A 16,983-nucleotide genomic window follows, 5' to 3' on the forward strand; every position below is an offset into this window, starting at 1 on the left:
GCCAGTTATGGTGCTCTAGTCGATGGCGTGAACCCGCTCGATTTCTCTCACTTTCTGCTTTGGACCGGGGATTTGTGCTTTGTTGCCGGCCTCACCCTGATGGCTTTGATTTCGGCGTCCGCCGCTGCCAAGATTGACGCTGGTGCGCGTATTCCGATGCAGTTTGGCCTCAATGGTCAGCCCACTTGGACAGCGCCCAGACGGTTTGCGCTTTTGTTCGCGCCCGCTCTGGCTGCAGGATTTGGCCTCCTACTCACGTTTCTGGCGCACCGTGTGCCAACCGGACAATTGACCCAAGAGGCCGTGTCATTAGGTACCTCGCGGGTTTTCATGGCCTTCGCCTTTGTGTTGGCACATTTGCTCCACCTCGCCTTTGCCATCAAATGGCTCAATAAGGACAAGCAGCGCTAAAGGTCCGCACGTAACATTCAAATCAAGGCGACGTTGCTCAGACCGCTTGATCTCCAAGCTCGGATTGCCTAGCACGACTGCACATGATTTAGCCTTGGAACCCAAGCCCTATGACCACCGCGCGCAAAGTCAACAAAGTCGTTCTCGCTTATTCTGGTGGCCTAGACACCTCGATCATTTTGAAGTGGTTGCAGGAGACCTATGGCTGTGAGGTCGTGACCTTTACGGCTGATCTTGGTCAAGGCGAGGAACTAGGACCTGCGCGCACAAAGGCACTGGCTGCAGGGGTAAAGCCAGAGAATATCTTCATCGACGACCTGCGCGATGAATTTGTTCGCGACTATGTGTTCCCGATGTTTCGTGCCAACGCCCTCTATGAAGGCGTCTATCTGTTGGGCACCTCGATTGCGCGGCCACTAATCGCGAAGCGCCAAGTTGAGATCGCCAATCTGGTTGGGGCCGATGCCGTGTGTCACGGTGCAACCGGCAAGGGCAACGACCAAGTGCGGTTTGAAGTCTCCTATTATGCCCTGAAGCCCGATGTGACCGTGATTGCGCCATGGCGGGAGTGGAGCTTCCAAGGGCGCCCAGACCTAATCGCCTATGCCAAAAAGCACGGAATAGAGATTGCCACCGGGAAGGAGCAAGACGCCCCCTTCTCGATCGATGCGAATCTGCTTCACACTTCCTCTGAGGGCCTTGTCCTCGAAGATCCAAACGAGCCGGTGCCCGATCTGGTTTCCAAACGCGCCGATCGTCGTACCATCACACCGGAAGAAGCGCCCGATAAAGCGACGATGATCACAATTGGCTTTGAGCGCGGCGACCCCATCTCTTTGAATGGCAAGGCCTATGGCCCAGCAGCGCTCTTGGGCGAACTCAATCGCATTGGCGCGGAAAATGGTGTGGGTGGCCTCGATCTTGTCGAAAACCGCTTTGTTGGCATGAAGTCACGCGGTTACTATGAGACCCCAGGCGGCACGATCCTGTGGCAAGCCCACCGTGCTATGGAAAGCATCACCCTTGACCGCGGGGCCATGCATCTCAAGGACGAATTGATGCCGCGCTATGCCGCCTTAATCTACAATGGCATGTGGTTCACACCAGAGCGGAAGATGCTGCAGGCCGCGATCGACAGCAGCCAGGAAGACGTCACCGGCGAAGTGACATTGAAAATCTACAAGGGCGGTGTCTATGTGCAGGGTCGGTCGAGCCCGCTCTCGCTCTATAACAAAGAACTGATCAGCTTTGATGCCGCCGGTGGCTATAATCAGAAGGACGCTGAAGGCTTTATCAAGCTCAACGCACTTCGCCTTCGGATTGCGGCTTGGCGCGACCAGCGCGCGGGTAAGAACGATTAAATCTCGCTTTAGCGCTTGGCGATCCGCTCAGCCCTTTTGGCGATGCGGATCAGCAATTGTTCCACCAAGGCAGTGTCTGGGGATCCTGCCCGCTTGACTTGACCGTCAGCTTCCAAAGTCGCTGTCAAAACGTCTTCAAGGGCTGCACGGCTCCACAGACCCGCTTGACGGGCGACTTCGGCCTGTCGCTTCCAAAAGACCCCCATCTTGGGGTGCTTAAGCATCTCGGCCGCATTGCCGCCGGCTTCAACGCCAGCCCGAACTTGCAGCAAAAGCCGGACGCGCCGACCCGTACCGTTCAAGATTGCCACAGGATTGGCCCCGCCGCCGAAAGCCTGCTCAAGCCGCTGTACCATGAGAGCAGGCTGACCTGAAAAAGCGGCATCAATAGCCTCATCCAAGCCCGCTTCGCGACCACCAGAGCCCACAGCCTCAACGCACGCCAGGTCAATTACACCGTCAGTGCCCGCATAGACGGCAAGCTTTTGCACCTCTGCTGCAACCGAATTGGTATCTTGCGCGACGGCCTCCAAGATCGCGGCCAGTGCATCCAATTCAATACTAACGCCCGCAGCCTTTGCTTCGGCGCGGGCAACACCCAGCAATTCATCGCGGGTTGTCTCGTATAATTGAAGCGACCACGCGTGAGCTGAATCCTCAAAGGCCTTACGCGTTTTTGAGCTGCGGCCAATGTCCCCAACGTCTAGGATCAAGACCCCTTCTGGCTTGGGACCACCTTTGTCGACACGTTCCAATAGGCCAGCCAGTGAGGCGGCATCTTTCTCGCCACTGACCCGCACATGAGCAATGGCGGCCCCGCCAAACAGCGAGGCGCTGCTGATGGCTTCCTCAACGCCACCAGGATTGGCCTTCAAATCATCCTCAGAAAAGCGCTTAAATTCCAGCTCTGGATTCTGGGCCCGATGGCGGGTTGCAAGTGCTTCTGCGAGGCGGCGCAACTGACCAGAATCAGGTCCAGACAGGATCACAAAGCGCGGCGAAAGGTCCTTTTGCGCGGCCTTCACGGCCGCAAGACCCGTCAGCTTCATCGCGCTGCCCGCACTTGCCGCTGGAGGTCTAACCACAGCCGTTCCGCAATTTGATTGGCCACACGTTCTTCCGCATCAGCTTGCAAAGCGACATCGCCAAAGGCCTGATCCAGGCTTTCATAAGCGACGTTTGTGGTGATGGTGCCAGTCACAGCGGGAAGAGGCGGCGCTGCAGCCAAAACATAAGTGGCAGTCACGGTCATCTCATTGCGGGTCGAAATCCCGTCTGTGCCCTGCGCAGCGGGGGTAAAGATCCGGGTCAATTTCACGCTCAAAACACGGGGGCTAGCCGTCCCCTGCTCAAGCACCGCACGCCGGTCAAGCTCTTGTCGCAAATAATAGCCGGTGCGGCCTTCAATGGCGGCAATGGTTACAGGTCCGATCCCAGATCCCTGTGTGCTGTAGACAGGTTGGAAACCGCAGCCGGCCAACATTGCCGACAATCCAACTATGCAAACGAGCACACCCAGCTTAGCCAATGCCTTGTCCATCCTATGCTGCACGGGTCACGATATTGATGATCCGGTCTGGAACCACGATGAGTTTAGCCACAGTTCGTCCCGCAAGGAAGTGTGTGGCTTCGGGCAACGCCAAGGCCAAGGACTCAAGCTCTTCCTTGGATGTTCCTTTGGCAACGTGCAATTCGCCCCGCTTCTTGCCATCAACTTGCACCGGCAACATGATGGTGGCTTCCGCCAGCAAGCTTTGATCGGCCTCCGGCCAAGGTGCGGTTGCGACAAAGCCTTCGCCACCCATACGCAGCCAAGCTTCTTCCGCCAAATGCGGTGTAAAGGGCTGCAGGACGCGAGCCAGAACTCCCAAGACCTCAACCCGAGCCGACAACATGTCGGCGCTATCATCGCTTTCCGAGCGGCGGATGTGGCCGACCAATTCATGGAATTGCGCGATGGCGCTGTTGAAGCGATAGGAATCAATCGCCAAGCTGATGGCGGCAATCGCCTTATGGCCAGCACGACGCAACTCGAGTGCGGCACCACTCACCCCCGTCGCGACATGCATCGGGCCAGGCACGCCTTCGGGTAAGGCATCAAAGGCTGCCCAGATTTTCTGTACAAAGCGCCAAGAACCTTCGACGCCCGATTCAGACCACTCCACATCCCGTTCGGGTGGGGAGTCCGACAGAACGAACAAACGCGCCACATCGGCACCATAGGTATCGATAATGTCTTCAGGGTCGACGGTATTGCGCTTGGACTTCGACATCTTCTCGATGGGTCCAATTACAGCAGGCTTCCCGGTTGCGATCTCGACGGCGGTTGTGCCCGTAATCTCAACTTCATCCGGCGACAACCAGTGACCCGCTTGCGACTTATAGGTCGCATGCGTCACCATGCCTTGGGTAAAGAGCCGGCTGAAAGGCTCTGAAGTCGGCTGATGGCCAACTGCCTTCATGGCGCGGGCAAAAAAGCGCGAATAGAGCAAGTGCAAGACTGCGTGCTCAACCCCGCCAATGTAGTGATCGACCGGCAACCAATGAGAAACAGCCGCTAAGTCGGTTGGCCGATCCTGTGGTTGGCCACAAAAACGCGCCCAATACCAGGATGAATCGACGAAGGTATCGAGCGTATCGGTCTCCCGCACCGCCGGGGCCCCACATTTTGGGCAGTCGACGTGCTTCCAGCTTGGATGATGGTCTAAAGGATTGCCCGGTTTGTCGAAGGTCACATCCTCGGGCAAAGTCACGGGCAATTGGTCTTCCGGCACACCGACTGGACCGCAGGTCTTGCAGTGGATGATCGGGATCGGGCAGCCCCAATAGCGCTGACGGGATACGCCCCAATCCCGCAGACGGAAGTTTACCGTACGCTCTCCCGCACCCAAAGCCTCCATCCGATCCATGGCCGCAGACTTTGCGTCCTCGCTTGTCATCCCGTCCAAGAAATCAGAGTTGAACACGTTGCCCTGACCCAGATAGGGTCCATTTTCCAACGTCACCGCGCTTGGATCTGCGCCTTCGGGCAGGATGACGGGCTTGATCGGCAGATTGTATTTTGTCGCAAACTCATAATCGCGCTGGTCATGTGCGGGGCAAGCAAAGATTGCCCCAGTGCCATAATCCATCAGGACGAAGTTCGCGATCCAAACGGGCAAAGTTTGGCTGGCATCAAATGGGTGAATAACGCGCAGGCCAGTATCAAACCCACGCTTTTCTTGAGTCTCAATAGCCTCTTCCGAGGTGCCCGCACGCCGACAGGATTCGCAAAATTCCGCGAGTGCTGGGTTGGCTTCGGCCAAAGCCAAAGCAATCGGATGGTCCACCGAAATGCCTGCAAATGAGGCACCGAAGAGCGTGTCGGGTCGGGTTGTGTACACTTCCAACCCCCCACCGATCGGCGATGGCGTTGTTGAGTCAAACTGGAACCGAAAGCGCAAGCCCTCAGACCTGCCGATCCAATTGTGCTGCATGATGCGCACTTTTTCAGGCCAGCCAGTCAAATCGTCCAATGCGGCAATTAGTTCCTCGCCATAGCGCGTGATCTGGAACATCCATTGCTCCAAATAGCGTTGCTCAACCAGTGCGCCCGAGCGCCAGCCGCGACCATCGACAACCTGTTCATTGGCCAGAACCGTATTCTCAACTGGATCCCAATTCACCTTGCTCTTCTTGCGATACACAAGGCCCGCTTTGAGAAAGTCCAAAAACATTTTCTGCTGATGGCGGTAATAGGATGGTTCGCAAGTGGCAAATTCGCGCGACCAGTCGATCGCAAAACCCAATTGTTGCAATTGGGCACGCATGGCGTCGATATTCTGGCGCGTCCAAGTTCCAGGATGCGCGCCCCGTTCGCGCGCCGCATTTTCTGCGGGCAAACCGAAAGCGTCCCACCCCATCGGATGCAGAACTTGATCACCGGCCGCGCGACGACGCCGCGCGATCACGTCACCCATGGCATAGTTGCGGACGTGACCAATATGAATGCGGCCCGATGGATAAGGGAACATTTCCAACACATAGCATTTGGCACGAGAGGGGTCTGGCGGGCCAGCCTCAAACAATTTGGCAGCGTCCCAGCGCGCGCGTTGGCGCGGTTCGGTTTCGCGATGATTGTAACGTGCAGCCATAAAAGACCCTTATTGCCTTAGACCAAATTCAATGGGTGGACGGTCCAGCACCGAACAGCCAAATAACCCGTATGTCTTTGCCCTAAAAGCAGGCGCGCTGCCAAGCAGACACAGGCAGTTCGACCAGCCCCGACGCAGGGCCTGGCTGACAAATCTCACAGGCGCACTGGCTAATTCTATTAGCGCGTTTCGAGTTGAGAGATGCGCAACTGCCGTGCTCGGGTCAGAATCGCATTTTCAATCTGAATAGCCGTATCGGGGTCAACCGTGGCATCTACCCACGACCCGGTTACGTCTTTTGCTTGACGGAAAACTTGGACAGACAGGCCATCCGCGCGCAAGCGCGTGTCCAGAATATAAACTTGGACCTTGAAGCGCTCATCAGGCTTTTCAGCAACCGCATGCCAGTCCGTGACATAAGTGCCACCAAATGGATCTGAGTCCAGAAGTGGCATAAAGTTCAAGGTATCCAGCGTTGCCCGCCATAAGAAAGCATTCACCCCGATACCTGCTTCGCCAGTGCCCTTCGCAGAGCGGCCTGAGAACAGACCGGTCCGTGCCTTCTTTGCCTGCGGTGCAGCAGCGGCGGCAGCAGCTTGATCGGTCGAAGTCGTCTTTGCGCGGGTGGCGCAGCCACCCAAACCGGTTGCGACCATGAGTGCGACGATAAGTGTAGGCGCGACGACGCGCATTGGCATGCTCCAGACTAGCTCCCCCGCCCGCCCCGGACGGAAAGCCATGGGTCTATAGCATGAAGCTGTTCTTGCGCTAGAGTCAAAGGTGCGATCCAATGCCAACAATACTGCCCGCGGGGTGACAGCGTCTGACCGACGCGTTGCATATTCATCACTATATTGACGCGATGGGCAGCAGATTCACGGGAATGCAGAAGTTCACAACAATTTAGGATTGCTCTTAACCACGCAAGGAAATAGTAAAGAATTGCATCCATCCTCGTTCACCAGATGGTCTGAAAGGAAAGTTTGGCGTGTTTGGAAGCCGTTTGATCATGGCAGCAAGTTTGGCAACACTCATGGTGATGAGTGGTGGTCAAGCCGTCGCGCGTGACCAAAAGACTGTAAATCCAACGGCGTCGACAGCTCAAACAGCACAAGCTCCTTGGTATGAGCGATTCACTTTCGGCTCTGAAGTGCGCGATGGGGCAAACGCTTGGGTGCCTCGGGGCGAGCTTAAGGCCGCTGTAAAGGTTGACCCACGCAGCCGTTGGGGCATGACTTTTGGCGTGCAGCAAGACCCACCAACTGCGCTAACACCGCGCAACGGCCAAAATTCGGGCCGCACATTGGCAGGTGCCTTCTATCAGATTTCGCCAAAATTCCGCGTCGGTGGCGAAGTTGTGGTACCAAACGAGCAATTAGGTGTTTCTCAGAACCGCGATCGCTCTCAGCGTCGTGAGCCTGGCGTTAAAGTCGAATCAGCTTTCAAATTCTAAGCTTTAGTTTGGCTGCTTCGGGTGCCAACAGCTGTAATTAGCCTCACAATCCACTAATTAGGGCCACACCATAAAGGTTGCTGCGTGCAAGCAGGCGCGCCGTCTTGGCCCGAATTCCACCAAGTGCGTACAGATCACAGGATGGAAACGCACGTTGCAGCAAGGCAAGGCGAATCACGCCTTTAGGTCGACCTACGCCCGGGCCATTCGCGCTTGGGCTTTGACTCGGAAAAGCCACCGAAACCAGAATCGCCTTAATGCCCAATTGCTGTGCTTTGGCGATGCTCAGGCCCCGATGGGCAGAAGCGGTTTCGATCAGGTCAGAGGTCTTACTACGATGGCGCAGCCTTAGACGCCTTTCTGGCCAATGAATCCCATCCAGCTGAGTCTGTCGGGCCACACGCGGAGGAACGGTTGCTAACCGGATCGGCCCTCGACCACGAGGGCCCCTAAGCGCTGTTGGCTTTTTGCCATAGGTCCGCTCGATGAGAATCGACTCTGGCGGACAAGCAGCAGCCTGACGTGCCAGGTCATAACCCCGCGCGGGGTCTGTAAGCACAATAAGACGCGGATAGCCTGACGTCACGGGCTTTCGGAATGAGCGCAGGGCGGCTAGAAGCCTTGGCATGGACATAAACCAACGCATCGCCGAAATCACGGGCCGGATCAAGCAGGCCGCGCAAGCAAGCCAAAGGCCGAACGACAGCGTCACCTTGGTCGCGGTGTCAAAAGTTCAACCTGAAGACCGAATCGAAGCTGCTTTGGCCGCTGGCCTCCGCGTCTTTGGTGAAAACCGCGTGCAAGAAGCCCAAGGCCGATGGGCAGACCGCCGCAAAGCCCACCCGGACCTTACCCTACATTTGATTGGCCCACTCCAAAGCAATAAGGCCGAAGACGCCATCGCCTTGTTCGATGTCATCGAAACAGTGGATCGTCCGAAGTTGGTTCAAACCTTGGCGAAACTGGCTCAGGCAGGTCACAAACTTCCAAGGCTCTTGGTCCAAGTAAATACCGGTGAAGAGGAACAAAAGGCTGGGGTTGCGCCACGTGACCTTCCAGCCTTGTTGGCACTATGCGCCGAACATAACTTGCCGATCGAGGGGCTCATGTGCATTCCACCGGAGGATGAAGAGCCTGCGATGCATTTTGCCCTTCTAGCCAAGCTGGCCCAACGCCATGGCTTGTCGGTCCTTTCAATGGGCATGAGCGGCGATTTTGAAACCGCCATTAGATTGGGTGCAACGCACGTTCGTGTCGGTTCAGCATTATTTGGGGAGCGCGTACGGCCAGCTTAGATCCTTTGGTAAGTCGCGCGACGGAATGGAGATGGCAGTGCGTTAGACCCACTAAGGAGGCGCCAGTATCATGAGCCTAAATGCTGTCATTGCTGCCAATCGATTTGGACTAGGGGCTAGGCCCGGCGAACTTGGCCAGATTGCACGCGACCCAAAGGCTTGGCTTATGAGCCAAATTGGCAACGCCGCATCCACCAACCTCCCGGCAAATGGTCTGCTATCCAGCGCCCAGGCTTTTGAAGCCCTGCAAAGCTATCAGCAGGCGCGTGCAGCCCAACAGCGCGGCGCTCAATCGCCCAATCCAGCCGTGAATTTCGACGAACGTGTGCGCTTAGCTGACCTCATCAGCAAAACGACGGGTCCAGAAATTGAAGCCCGCATTCAGCATGCGGTGACAACCCCAGCCCCCTTTGCTGAGCGTTGGGTCCAGTTCTGGTCAAACCATTTCACCATGGCCGCGCGCAATTTCCAGACCACACCCTTTCCGGGCTCTTTTGAGCGCGAAGCCATTCGACCACATGTCTGGGGTCGGTTCGAGGACTTGCTTGTGAAGGCTGACACCCATGTCGGCATGCTCATTTATCTCGATCAGGCGCAGTCGATTGGTCCAAATTCTCAAGCTGCGCAAAACCAACAAGGTCGCAGGCGGGCCGCGGGTTTGAATGAAAATCTGGCGCGTGAAATCCTTGAGCTTCATACGTTGGGAGCTGATGGGGGCTACACCCAAGCCGATGTCACCGAATTTGCCCGCGCCCTTACAGGGTGGACGGTTGCAGGGCCTCGCTTGCGTCGATTGGCGCAAGGCGCAGAGATGGGCACCACCATATTCGTATCTGCGCTGCACGAACCGGGCAGTCGCACAATCCTTGGCAAAAACTTCCCCGCCACCGGAGAGCGGCAAGCGCTTGATATCCTCGCCCATTTGGCGCGCCAGCCATCGGTGGCAAAGCGGATCGCCTTCAAACTTGCCCAGCATTTTGTGGCCGATGACCCGCCCCCTGCCCTTGTAACACGGCTTGAAAACGCCTTCCTGCAGAGCCGCGGTGATCTATCTGCTTTAGCCAAAACGCTGGTTCAAAGTCCCGAAGCTTGGACCCCAGAAGCCCAAAAATTCAAAACCCCGAATGACTTTTTGCTCTCAACCATGCGGGCAAGCGGTGCCAACGCCACGTCGACGCAGGCCCTGCGATCAACCTTCGAGCAATTGGGTCAAACCCCGTGGCGGGCACCCAGTCCAAAGGGCTGGCCAGATGTCGCCAGTGAATGGGCAGCGCCCGACGCGATTCTTAAGCGGATTGATTGGGCAAACCTTGCCGCCGATGTGATTGGCGAGACGTTCCAGCCCTTGGCCTTTGCGGAAACCGCCCTTGGCCCTGCCCTCACAGACAAAACCAAAACAGCTATCTCGCGCGCCCAAACCGCCCGTCAAGGCATTGTGCTTGCCCTTATGAGCCCGGAGTTTCAACGCAGATGACCAACCGCCGCACGCTCCTCACCGCTGGCCTTTCAGGCCTATCTCTCGCCATGTTGGGTGGAACGGCAAGCTTTGCTCAAGCCGCGACAACATCTGGCAAATTCGTCTTCATCATCCTGCGGGGCGCGATGGACGGCCTTACGGCGGTCGTGCCCTATGGCGATCCAAACTATCAGAGCTTTCGCGGCGCGATTGCTCTGGACGGACCGGGTGGGCCAAATGGGACCCTGCCGCTGGTGGACGGTTTTGGTCTTCACCCCGCCCTAAAGGAAATGCACGGGCTTTGGCAAAAGGGCCACATGTCCTTCATGCACGCAGCAGCCAGCCCGTACCGGGAGCGGTCGCACTTTGACGCGCAAGACTTGCTCGAAGCGGGAACCACACAGATGACCAGCGCGCGCTCTGGCTGGATGAACCGCGCTTTGGCCATGCTGCCCAATGGGCCTCATCAGGAAGGGGTTGCCATCGGCCGAACCATTCCCTTGGTCTTGCGCGGTCCAGCTAAAGCCACATCTTGGGCACCGCCCTTGGCGCCAGAAAGCGATATGGACACGTTGGCACGCCTGTCAGACCTCTATGCAGGCGATGCCATGCTGTCCAACGCATTGGCCATGGCGATTGAGACCGATCGCATTGCAGATGGTGGCACCATGATGGGTGGTAACGAAGGCCGTGGCCGCCAAGGGGCCTATGCGCCTTTGGCAAGTGCTGCCGCCCGCATTCTAGCAGCCCCTGGTGGACCTGCTGGTGCTGTCCTCTCGTTTGAAGGCTGGGACACCCATGCCAACCAAGGTGGTGCCCAAGGCCAATTAGCCAATCGATTGGAGGCCCTAGATTCTGCCATTAAGGCCTTGCGTGAGGGTCTAGGCCCGGTGTGGGCGACTACGACGGTTGTGATTGCCACAGAATTCGGGCGTACCGTGCGGGTCAATGGCACGGGCGGCACAGATCATGGGACTGGCGGGGTTTCCTTCCTGTTGGGCGGTGCTGTGAAGGGCGGCAAGATGCTGGGTGATTGGCCCGGCTTGAACCGGCTTTATGAGGATCGTGATCTGGTCCCGGCGAATGACGTCCGCCACCTCTTTGCCCAAGGCCTTACCAATGCCTGGGGTCTAGACCGTCAAGCTGTGCTGTCACGCGTATTCACTGCGTAACAGCACAGCCTAACCTGGGCTATTTTGCTCCAAAAACCTGCTGGAAGAAGAGGGTTTCAGCTTCGCGTTGGGCGTCACGATTGCTCTTCTTGGCAAATCCATGGCCCTCATCCTTGGCAACCATGTACCAGACTTGGCCACCATTGTTGCGAACCTTCGCGACGATCTGATCGGCCTCGGACATGGGTACGCGTGGGTCGTTCGCGCCTTGGATCACAAAGAGGGGCTTGGTGATCTTATGCGCATTGTTCAAAGGCGCGATTTTTTCATGGAAGGCACGCATGGCTGGATCGCGCTCATCGCCATATTCGACACGGCGCAAGTCACGACGATAGCCATTGGTGTTTTGTAGGAAAGTCGCGAAGTGCGAGATGCCGACAATATTGATGCCACCGGCGAGACGGTCGTTGAAATTGGTCATGCTGGCAAGCACCATATAGCCGCCATAGGAGCCACCATAGACCACGACTTTGCGCTGGTTCAAATCTGGTTGGGTGGCAATCCAATCCAGAAGCGCACCAATATCTTTGACCGAATCTTCCCGCTTGAAGCCATTATCAAGATCGACATAGGTCTTGCCATAGCCGGTTGACCCACGCACGTTCGGGAAAATCACGGCTGCACCAAGCTCATTCACCCAATATTGCACCGTGGAGGAGAAGCCTGGACGCGATTGGCCTTCTGGACCGCCATGGATATTGATGATCACCGGGGCTTGGTTTGACGCACTCGCGTTCTTTGGCTTGTAGATAAAGGCTGGAATGGTGCGCGGCTTACCATCAACCTTGTCAAAGGTTGGATAGTTGAAGAAGCTTGGCTCAACGAAACTATCAGGATTTAAGCCCCCGATTTCGCTCATCGTCCAACGGGTCAGCTTTTTGGTCGCAACATCATAGGTATAAGCATCGCCCGGCGCTTTGGCGGTGGAAATTGTCATCCCAAGCCGTTTGGACGAGGGGTCCCAATCGACGCCACCGACGGTGCCAACTGGCAAAGCAACCAACTCCGCCTTCGCGCCCTTTGCTGTGCTTTGCAGATAGAGTTTCGAAAGACCATTCTCATTGACCGTAAAGGCCAAGGTTTTGCCATCGGGGGAAAGGTCATAGCCTTCAACATCCCAATTCATGGCAGGCGACACGCGGGTCCGGGCACCGGTCGCCAAGTCCAATTGAACCAGATAGGAAAACTCAGAGCCTTCGTCCGTCAGGATATAAATCGACTTGCCGTCTGCCGCGAAAGTCCCGCCATCATAGGAGACTTTCAGATCGGGCGTGATGGGCGTCAAAGTGCCAGTCGCAACATCCAAAACCCAACGCTTGGAGTAATTGACCGAGATTCCTTGCCCCAAAAGAATGGTCTTGCCATCATCAGATAGGTCAGCGATGCCAAAGCCGCCTTCTGCGCGATAGACCAAGCGGCGGCTTTCAGGTTGGTCTGGATTAGCAATCACAATATCGCGCACGGCCGTGCCGTTTCGGGTTACTGTCCAAGCTGCCAGCTTACCATCCTTGGTAAAGCGGATACCCGCGTTTTGGGTGCCAGGTTCGGTAAAGGCTTTCGCAAGACCTGTGGCACGGTCAAACAGATAGGCTTGGGTGAACTCATCCCCACCCTTATCCTTGCCAAAAACGAAGCTACCACCCGAATTTGGCCGGACCGCCGCACCACCGACGGGTTCTGCATAATAGGTCAATTGGCTGCGTGCCCCCATCGGCATTTTGACCTCATGGATTTGCGGCACATCGCCAAAGCGCGTGGAAATCAGAATGCCGCCATCGGGCAGAAAATCCTGAAACGAGGCAGCGCGCGTATTTGTGTATTGGATCAAGCGTTCCCGAACGGCTTCGGGCGTGACCGGCACATTTTGCATCACCAATTGCCCAACAGTTCGGGTCTCCACCGCAGCAGGTGCAGGCGTGGTTGCGGCAGTCTGGGCCGTTGCAATCGCCACCGCCATAGGCGAGACAGAAAGCGTAAGGGCAAGGACGATGGCACGGGTCGAAATCATTCTGAGCTCCTTCAAGGGCGAGGGTCGCCTTGGTCGAATCACGAGTGCCGAGCTTTTCCGCTCAGCTGTAGTCAGGCTTTGTGGTGAAGGTCTAACAAAGCCACAAGAGATGCGAAAGATAAGCCATGTTAAAAACCAGTAAGCCTTTTGAAAAACTTGTGATCGCAAGCCACAATAAGGGCAAGCTAAAAGAGATTGCTGCCCTCGTTACCCCGTTTGGCATTGAGGTCGTTAGTGCAGGTGATCTCGGCGTACCTGAACCAGAGGAGACCGAGGTTACTTTTATTGGCAATGCGCTCTTGAAGGCTCGGGCATCGTGCCTCGCAACGGGTCTGCCGGCTTTGGCAGATGATTCGGGGCTAGAGGTCATGGCACTTGACCGTGCGCCCGGCATTTATTCAGCGCGCTGGGCGGGGCCTGATCGCGACTTTTATGCGGCCATGGCGGAAATTGAGCGCCAACTCCAAGCCAAAGGCGCGACAGACCGCTCGGCGCGTTTCGTTTGCGCCCTGGCACTGGTTTATCCCGATGGGCGCGAGGAAGCCTTCGAGGGAGAAGTTGTAGGTGAAGTCGTTGCAACCCCGCGAGGTTCAAACGGCTTTGGTTATGATCCTATCTTCGTGGCTAAAGGGCACACTGAAACGTTTGGCGAGCTGGATCCTGCGGTTAAGCACGCCATGAGCCATCGTGCGGATGCATTTGCGAAATTTGTTGCTGCCGTGCTGTCATGAGCCAGCGTCAACTGGGGCTTTATGTGCATTGGCCCTTTTGCGCGGCCATCTGCCCCTATTGTGATTTCAACGTTTACAAGGCGCGCGGCCAAGAAACCGAGCCCCTGCTTGAGGCCATTCTAGCGGATATGACTTATTGGCGTGACCAAACAGGTAAGCGCCCACTGACAAGCCTGTTTTTTGGCGGCGGAACACCCAGCCTCATGGCCCCGGACCAAGTCCGCCGAATCATCGAACAGGCAGATCGCCTCTGGGGTTTTGAAGACAGCTTCGAGATCAGTTTGGAAGCCAACCCCACCGACGCAGAAGCCGCCCGGTTTCAAGACCTTCGCAATGCCGGGGTAGAGCGCCTATCGCTCGGCCTACAGGCGTTAGATGATGCAAGCCTTAAACAGCTCGGGCGGTTTCACAGTGCGCAAGAAGGTCTGAGCGCGGCGCGCCTAGCCCGAACAATTTTCCCGCGCCTGTCGATTGACCTCATTCATACCCGCCAGGGCCAAACCTTAGAGACGTGGCAGCAGGAGTTAGAGCTGGCGCTGACGCTTCAACCCGACCATGTCTCGCCCTATCAATTGACGATTGAAGAGGGGACAGCTTTTGCCAAAGCGGCCTCGCGCGGCACGCTTTGCCTGCCTGATAATGATCAAGCAGCTGACTTCTTCACCCTGACCCAGACCCTTCTTGAGGGGGCAGGCTTTGACGCCTATGAGGTTTCCAATCACGCCAAGGGAAGCAACAATCGGTCGCGGCACAATCTGCTCTATTGGACGTCGCAGGATTGGATTGGTGTTGGCCCCGGTGCGCATGGCCGGTTGGGCTGGGGTGGGGCGCGACGGGCAACCAAAGCCCACCTCCGCCCGAAAGCCTATTGTGACAGCGTTACACAAAGTGGCAATGGTATCTTAGAGGATGACAGCTTAACGCTCGACGCCGTTCGCGATGAGTTCTGGCTCATGGGATTGCGCATGCTGGATGGTGTCGCCCTATATGACGCGCCCGGCGTGCCCCTCCCCGAGGATCAGATTCAAGCTCGGATCGGCCAAGGCCTGATGTGGCAAAGCCCAACCCACTTAGGGCTAACCGCGGCCGGATGTCTCGTCGCAGATACGATTATCGGGAATTTACTGGCTGGCGAGCGCTAACCGGCCCGCCGCGCACGCCATTGCTGCGCGCTCTGGCCCCACGCATTAACCTGAAGCTCATGCATGGGCTCTGGCATTTTCGTAGGACCCAAATTGGTTGAACCTATGCGGGCAGCCAAAGCTTCAGACGGTTTGTTCGCTGGATCAATAATGTGAATGATGTCCGTCCAGCCAAGGTGATCGACGACCCAATCCATACAGGCGGTGGCAGCCTCCACACCATAGCCTTTTCCCATAGCCTCTGGTGCCAACCCCCAGCCGACTTCAGTACCAGGCCAACCATGCGGCATCCAAGGCCCGATTCGGCCAACCCATTGGCCCGTATCACGCTCAAGGACTGAAAACATTGAAAAACCACGCAGGGACCAGGCACCCGTAATGGTGGCCAATTGCCGCCAAGCCATGGCTTCAGGCAAAGCGCCGCCGATGAATTTCACATGATCGGCGTTTGCCATCATGGCAGCAAAAGCAGGGAAATCGTCCTGCGTCGGTGGACGCAGGACTAATCTCGCCGTGGTGAGAGTTGGACCAAGTACCACGATTAAGCCAGCGAGGGCTCAATCTCTTTGCAGGCAGCCAAGAGGCCATTTACGGCAGCTACCGACTTTGCCCACATGTCTTTTTCAGCCGCATCCATTGGGAACTCAATAATGTTCTCAATTCCACCTGCGCCAATCACAGCAGGCACGCCGACATACATGTCATGGATGCCATACTGGCCAGTCAGATGACAAGCACAGGCCAAAACGCGCTTCTTGTCCTTGAGGTAAGAGGCCGCCATCGCAATGGCGCTTTCCGCGGGCGCATAATAGGCCGAGCCAGTCTTCAAAAGAGCCACGATTTCGCCGCCACCGCCACGGGTGCGCTTTACAATGGCATCGAGTTCATCTTGGCTGATCTTGCCTTGCTCAACCAAAACCGGCAGCGGCAAGCCGCCTACAGTCGAGTAGCGCACCATCGGCACCATATCATCGCCATGACCGCCGAGGGTCCAAGCGTGAATGTCTTCGACGGCCACTTTGAAGTGTTCTGCCAAGAACCAGCGGAAGCGCGCGCTATCGAGCACGCCAGCCATCCCGCAAACCATATTATGGGGCAGGCCCGAGAATTCGCGCAGCGCCCAAACCATGGCGTCAAGCGGGTTGGTGATGCAGATGACAAAGGCATTAGGGGCATAGGTTTTAATGCCTTCGCCGACGGCCTTCATCACTTTAAGATTGATACCGATCAAGTCATCCCGGCTCATGCCAGGCTTGCGGGGCACACCCGCTGTAACAATGCAGACGTCTGCGCCAGCAATGGCGGCATAGTCATTGGCACCTTTGATATCGATGTCGGAGCCAAACACCGGGCTGGCTTCATCAATATCCAGAGCTTTGCCCTGTGGCACGCCTTCAGCGATATCGAACAATACAATGTCGCCCAGCTCTTCGCGCGCCGCGATATGGGCCAAGGTGCCCCCAATCATCCCTGCACCGATGAGCGCAATCTTCTTACGAGCCATATCTGTTTCCCCTCGGACTAGATCTTTGCCTGTGATAGGCGCTCTAGCGCGCGTTTGAAGGCACTGCAACGAAAGAGAGCGGGCAATTGTGCGATTGACCTGCTAGAGCGGCAAATTTTGCCTGTTAACCTTAATGACCCGGCAGTGTTTACCATGTTTGGCGGCACAGGACTTTGACGGTTGCTTAAAAAAATACATAAAATTCAATTAAATACATGATTAATGCCCTTGGCATGCCATTTGCGGAGCCCAACCCAGAGTTTGCGGACTGACCCTCAAAGTAGCGAGGGTTCCGCCTGAATGGCTGGAAGGACTTT

General features: G+C 56.6%; 16 protein-coding genes. 8 read left to right on the forward strand and 8 right to left on the reverse strand.

Features of this window, described 5'->3' with window-relative positions; translation table 11 throughout:
• Positions 1-27 precede the first annotated feature (27 nt).
• Together B7364_RS17185 and B7364_RS17190 are read left to right on the forward strand one after the other, a co-directional pair.
• A complete protein-coding gene (locus tag B7364_RS17185; RefSeq protein ID WP_085341274.1) occupies positions 28-411 on the forward strand; it encodes a hypothetical protein in 384 nt (127 codons plus the stop codon).
• Between the two features lie 110 nt (positions 412-521).
• Positions 522-1,772, forward strand: coding sequence for an argininosuccinate synthase (locus B7364_RS17190; RefSeq protein WP_085341275.1), 1,251 nt, complete (start codon positions 522-524; stop codon positions 1,770-1,772).
• Positions 1,773-1,780: 8 nt separating this feature from the next.
• Here the strand turns inward: B7364_RS17190 and holA are convergent, their stop codons facing one another.
• From holA to B7364_RS17210, 4 genes are all read right to left on the reverse strand, one after another.
• Positions 1,781-2,857 (reverse strand): DNA polymerase III subunit delta, encoded by a 1,077-nt coding sequence (gene holA / locus B7364_RS17195; protein ID WP_157893781.1) that lies wholly within the window; start codon positions 2,855-2,857, stop codon positions 1,781-1,783.
• Positions 2,818-3,312 (reverse strand): LPS assembly lipoprotein LptE, encoded by a 495-nt coding sequence (gene lptE / locus B7364_RS17200; protein WP_085341277.1) that lies wholly within the window; start codon positions 3,310-3,312, stop codon positions 2,818-2,820. Before lptE ends, holA begins: the two co-directional genes overlap by 40 nt.
• Before the next feature lies 1 nt (position 3,313).
• On the reverse strand, positions 3,314-5,905 hold the full coding sequence (leuS, locus tag B7364_RS17205; protein ID WP_085341278.1) for a leucine--tRNA ligase: 2,592 nt from the start codon (positions 5,903-5,905) through the stop codon (positions 3,314-3,316).
• A 179-nt stretch (positions 5,906-6,084) separates the two neighbouring features.
• A complete protein-coding gene (locus tag B7364_RS17210; RefSeq protein WP_085341370.1) occupies positions 6,085-6,597 on the reverse strand; it encodes a DUF3576 domain-containing protein in 513 nt (170 codons plus the stop codon).
• 296 nt (positions 6,598-6,893) lie between these two features.
• Between B7364_RS17210 and B7364_RS17215 the strand changes: the two genes are divergently transcribed.
• A complete protein-coding gene (locus B7364_RS17215; protein ID WP_085341279.1) occupies positions 6,894-7,358 on the forward strand; it encodes an NtrZ family periplasmic regulatory protein in 465 nt (154 codons plus the stop codon).
• Positions 7,359-7,401: 43 nt separating this feature from the next.
• Here the strand turns inward: B7364_RS17215 and B7364_RS17220 are convergent, their stop codons facing one another.
• Positions 7,402-7,986, reverse strand: coding sequence for a thiamine phosphate synthase (locus tag B7364_RS17220; RefSeq protein WP_157893782.1), 585 nt, complete (start codon positions 7,984-7,986; stop codon positions 7,402-7,404).
• On the opposite strand from B7364_RS17220, the gene B7364_RS17225 reads away from it, so the two are divergent.
• The 3 genes from B7364_RS17225 (at position 7,985) to B7364_RS17235 (ending at position 11,281) form a co-directional block, all read left to right on the forward strand.
• Positions 7,985-8,653: a YggS family pyridoxal phosphate-dependent enzyme gene (locus tag B7364_RS17225; protein ID WP_085341280.1), complete on the forward strand. Its 669-nt coding sequence runs from the start codon at positions 7,985-7,987 to the stop codon at positions 8,651-8,653. The genes B7364_RS17220 and B7364_RS17225 overlap by 2 nt on opposite strands.
• 70 nt (positions 8,654-8,723) lie before the next feature.
• Positions 8,724-10,127, forward strand: coding sequence for a DUF1800 domain-containing protein (locus B7364_RS17230; RefSeq protein ID WP_085341281.1), 1,404 nt, complete (start codon positions 8,724-8,726; stop codon positions 10,125-10,127).
• Positions 10,124-11,281, forward strand: coding sequence for a DUF1501 domain-containing protein (locus B7364_RS17235; RefSeq protein WP_085341282.1), 1,158 nt, complete (start codon positions 10,124-10,126; stop codon positions 11,279-11,281). The genes B7364_RS17230 and B7364_RS17235 overlap by 4 nt, the downstream gene beginning before the upstream one ends.
• Before the next feature lie 19 nt (positions 11,282-11,300).
• On the opposite strand, the gene B7364_RS17240 is transcribed toward B7364_RS17235, so the two are convergent.
• Positions 11,301-13,289 (reverse strand): alpha/beta fold hydrolase, encoded by a 1,989-nt coding sequence (locus tag B7364_RS17240; RefSeq protein WP_232780943.1) that lies wholly within the window; start codon positions 13,287-13,289, stop codon positions 11,301-11,303.
• Positions 13,290-13,414: 125 nt separating this feature from the next.
• On the opposite strand from B7364_RS17240, the gene rdgB reads away from it, so the two are divergent.
• Positions 13,415-14,020, forward strand: a complete 606-nt coding sequence (gene rdgB / locus B7364_RS17245) for an RdgB/HAM1 family non-canonical purine NTP pyrophosphatase (RefSeq protein WP_085341283.1) — start codon at positions 13,415-13,417, stop codon at positions 14,018-14,020.
• Positions 14,017-15,162 (forward strand): radical SAM family heme chaperone HemW, encoded by a 1,146-nt coding sequence (hemW, locus tag B7364_RS17250; RefSeq protein ID WP_085341284.1) that lies wholly within the window; start codon positions 14,017-14,019, stop codon positions 15,160-15,162. The genes rdgB and hemW overlap by 4 nt, the downstream gene beginning before the upstream one ends.
• Here the strand turns inward: hemW and B7364_RS17255 are convergent.
• Entirely contained in the window at positions 15,159-15,704 is a 546-nt protein-coding gene (locus B7364_RS17255; protein ID WP_085341285.1) for a GNAT family N-acetyltransferase, read from the reverse strand. The two genes, hemW and B7364_RS17255, sit on opposite strands and share 4 nt — an antisense overlap.
• Entirely contained in the window at positions 15,704-16,666 is a 963-nt protein-coding gene (gene mdh, locus B7364_RS17260) for a malate dehydrogenase (protein WP_085341286.1), read from the reverse strand. The genes B7364_RS17255 and mdh overlap by 1 nt, the downstream gene beginning before the upstream one ends.
• Positions 16,667-16,983: the final 317 nt, after the last annotated feature.

The sequence above is a fragment of the Aquidulcibacter paucihalophilus genome, assembly GCF_002105465.1.
GTDB classification, from domain to species: Bacteria; Pseudomonadota; Alphaproteobacteria; order Caulobacterales; family Aquidulcibacteraceae; genus Aquidulcibacter; species Aquidulcibacter paucihalophilus.

Coding starts and splice junctions, on each gene's coding strand:
- B7364_RS17240 (WP_232780943.1), bottom strand. CDS start 13,289: ATGATTTCGACCCGTGCCATCGTCCTTGCCCTTACGCTTTCTGTCTCG.
- lptE (WP_085341277.1), bottom strand. CDS start 3,312: ATGGACAAGGCATTGGCTAAGCTGGGTGTGCTCGTTTGCATAGTTGGA.
- mdh (WP_085341286.1), bottom strand. CDS start 16,666: ATGGCTCGTAAGAAGATTGCGCTCATCGGTGCAGGGATGATTGGGGGC.
- B7364_RS17190 (WP_085341275.1), top strand. CDS start 522: ATGACCACCGCGCGCAAAGTCAACAAAGTCGTTCTCGCTTATTCTGGT.
- B7364_RS17230 (WP_085341281.1), top strand. CDS start 8,724: ATGAGCCTAAATGCTGTCATTGCTGCCAATCGATTTGGACTAGGGGCT.
- B7364_RS17220 (WP_157893782.1), bottom strand. CDS start 7,986: ATGCCAAGGCTTCTAGCCGCCCTGCGCTCATTCCGAAAGCCCGTGACG.
- B7364_RS17225 (WP_085341280.1), top strand. CDS start 7,985: ATGGACATAAACCAACGCATCGCCGAAATCACGGGCCGGATCAAGCAG.
- leuS (WP_085341278.1), bottom strand. CDS start 5,905: ATGGCTGCACGTTACAATCATCGCGAAACCGAACCGCGCCAACGCGCG.
- B7364_RS17235 (WP_085341282.1), top strand. CDS start 10,124: ATGACCAACCGCCGCACGCTCCTCACCGCTGGCCTTTCAGGCCTATCT.
- rdgB (WP_085341283.1), top strand. CDS start 13,415: ATGTTAAAAACCAGTAAGCCTTTTGAAAAACTTGTGATCGCAAGCCAC.
- hemW (WP_085341284.1), top strand. CDS start 14,017: ATGAGCCAGCGTCAACTGGGGCTTTATGTGCATTGGCCCTTTTGCGCG.
- B7364_RS17210 (WP_085341370.1), bottom strand. CDS start 6,597: ATGCGCGTCGTCGCGCCTACACTTATCGTCGCACTCATGGTCGCAACC.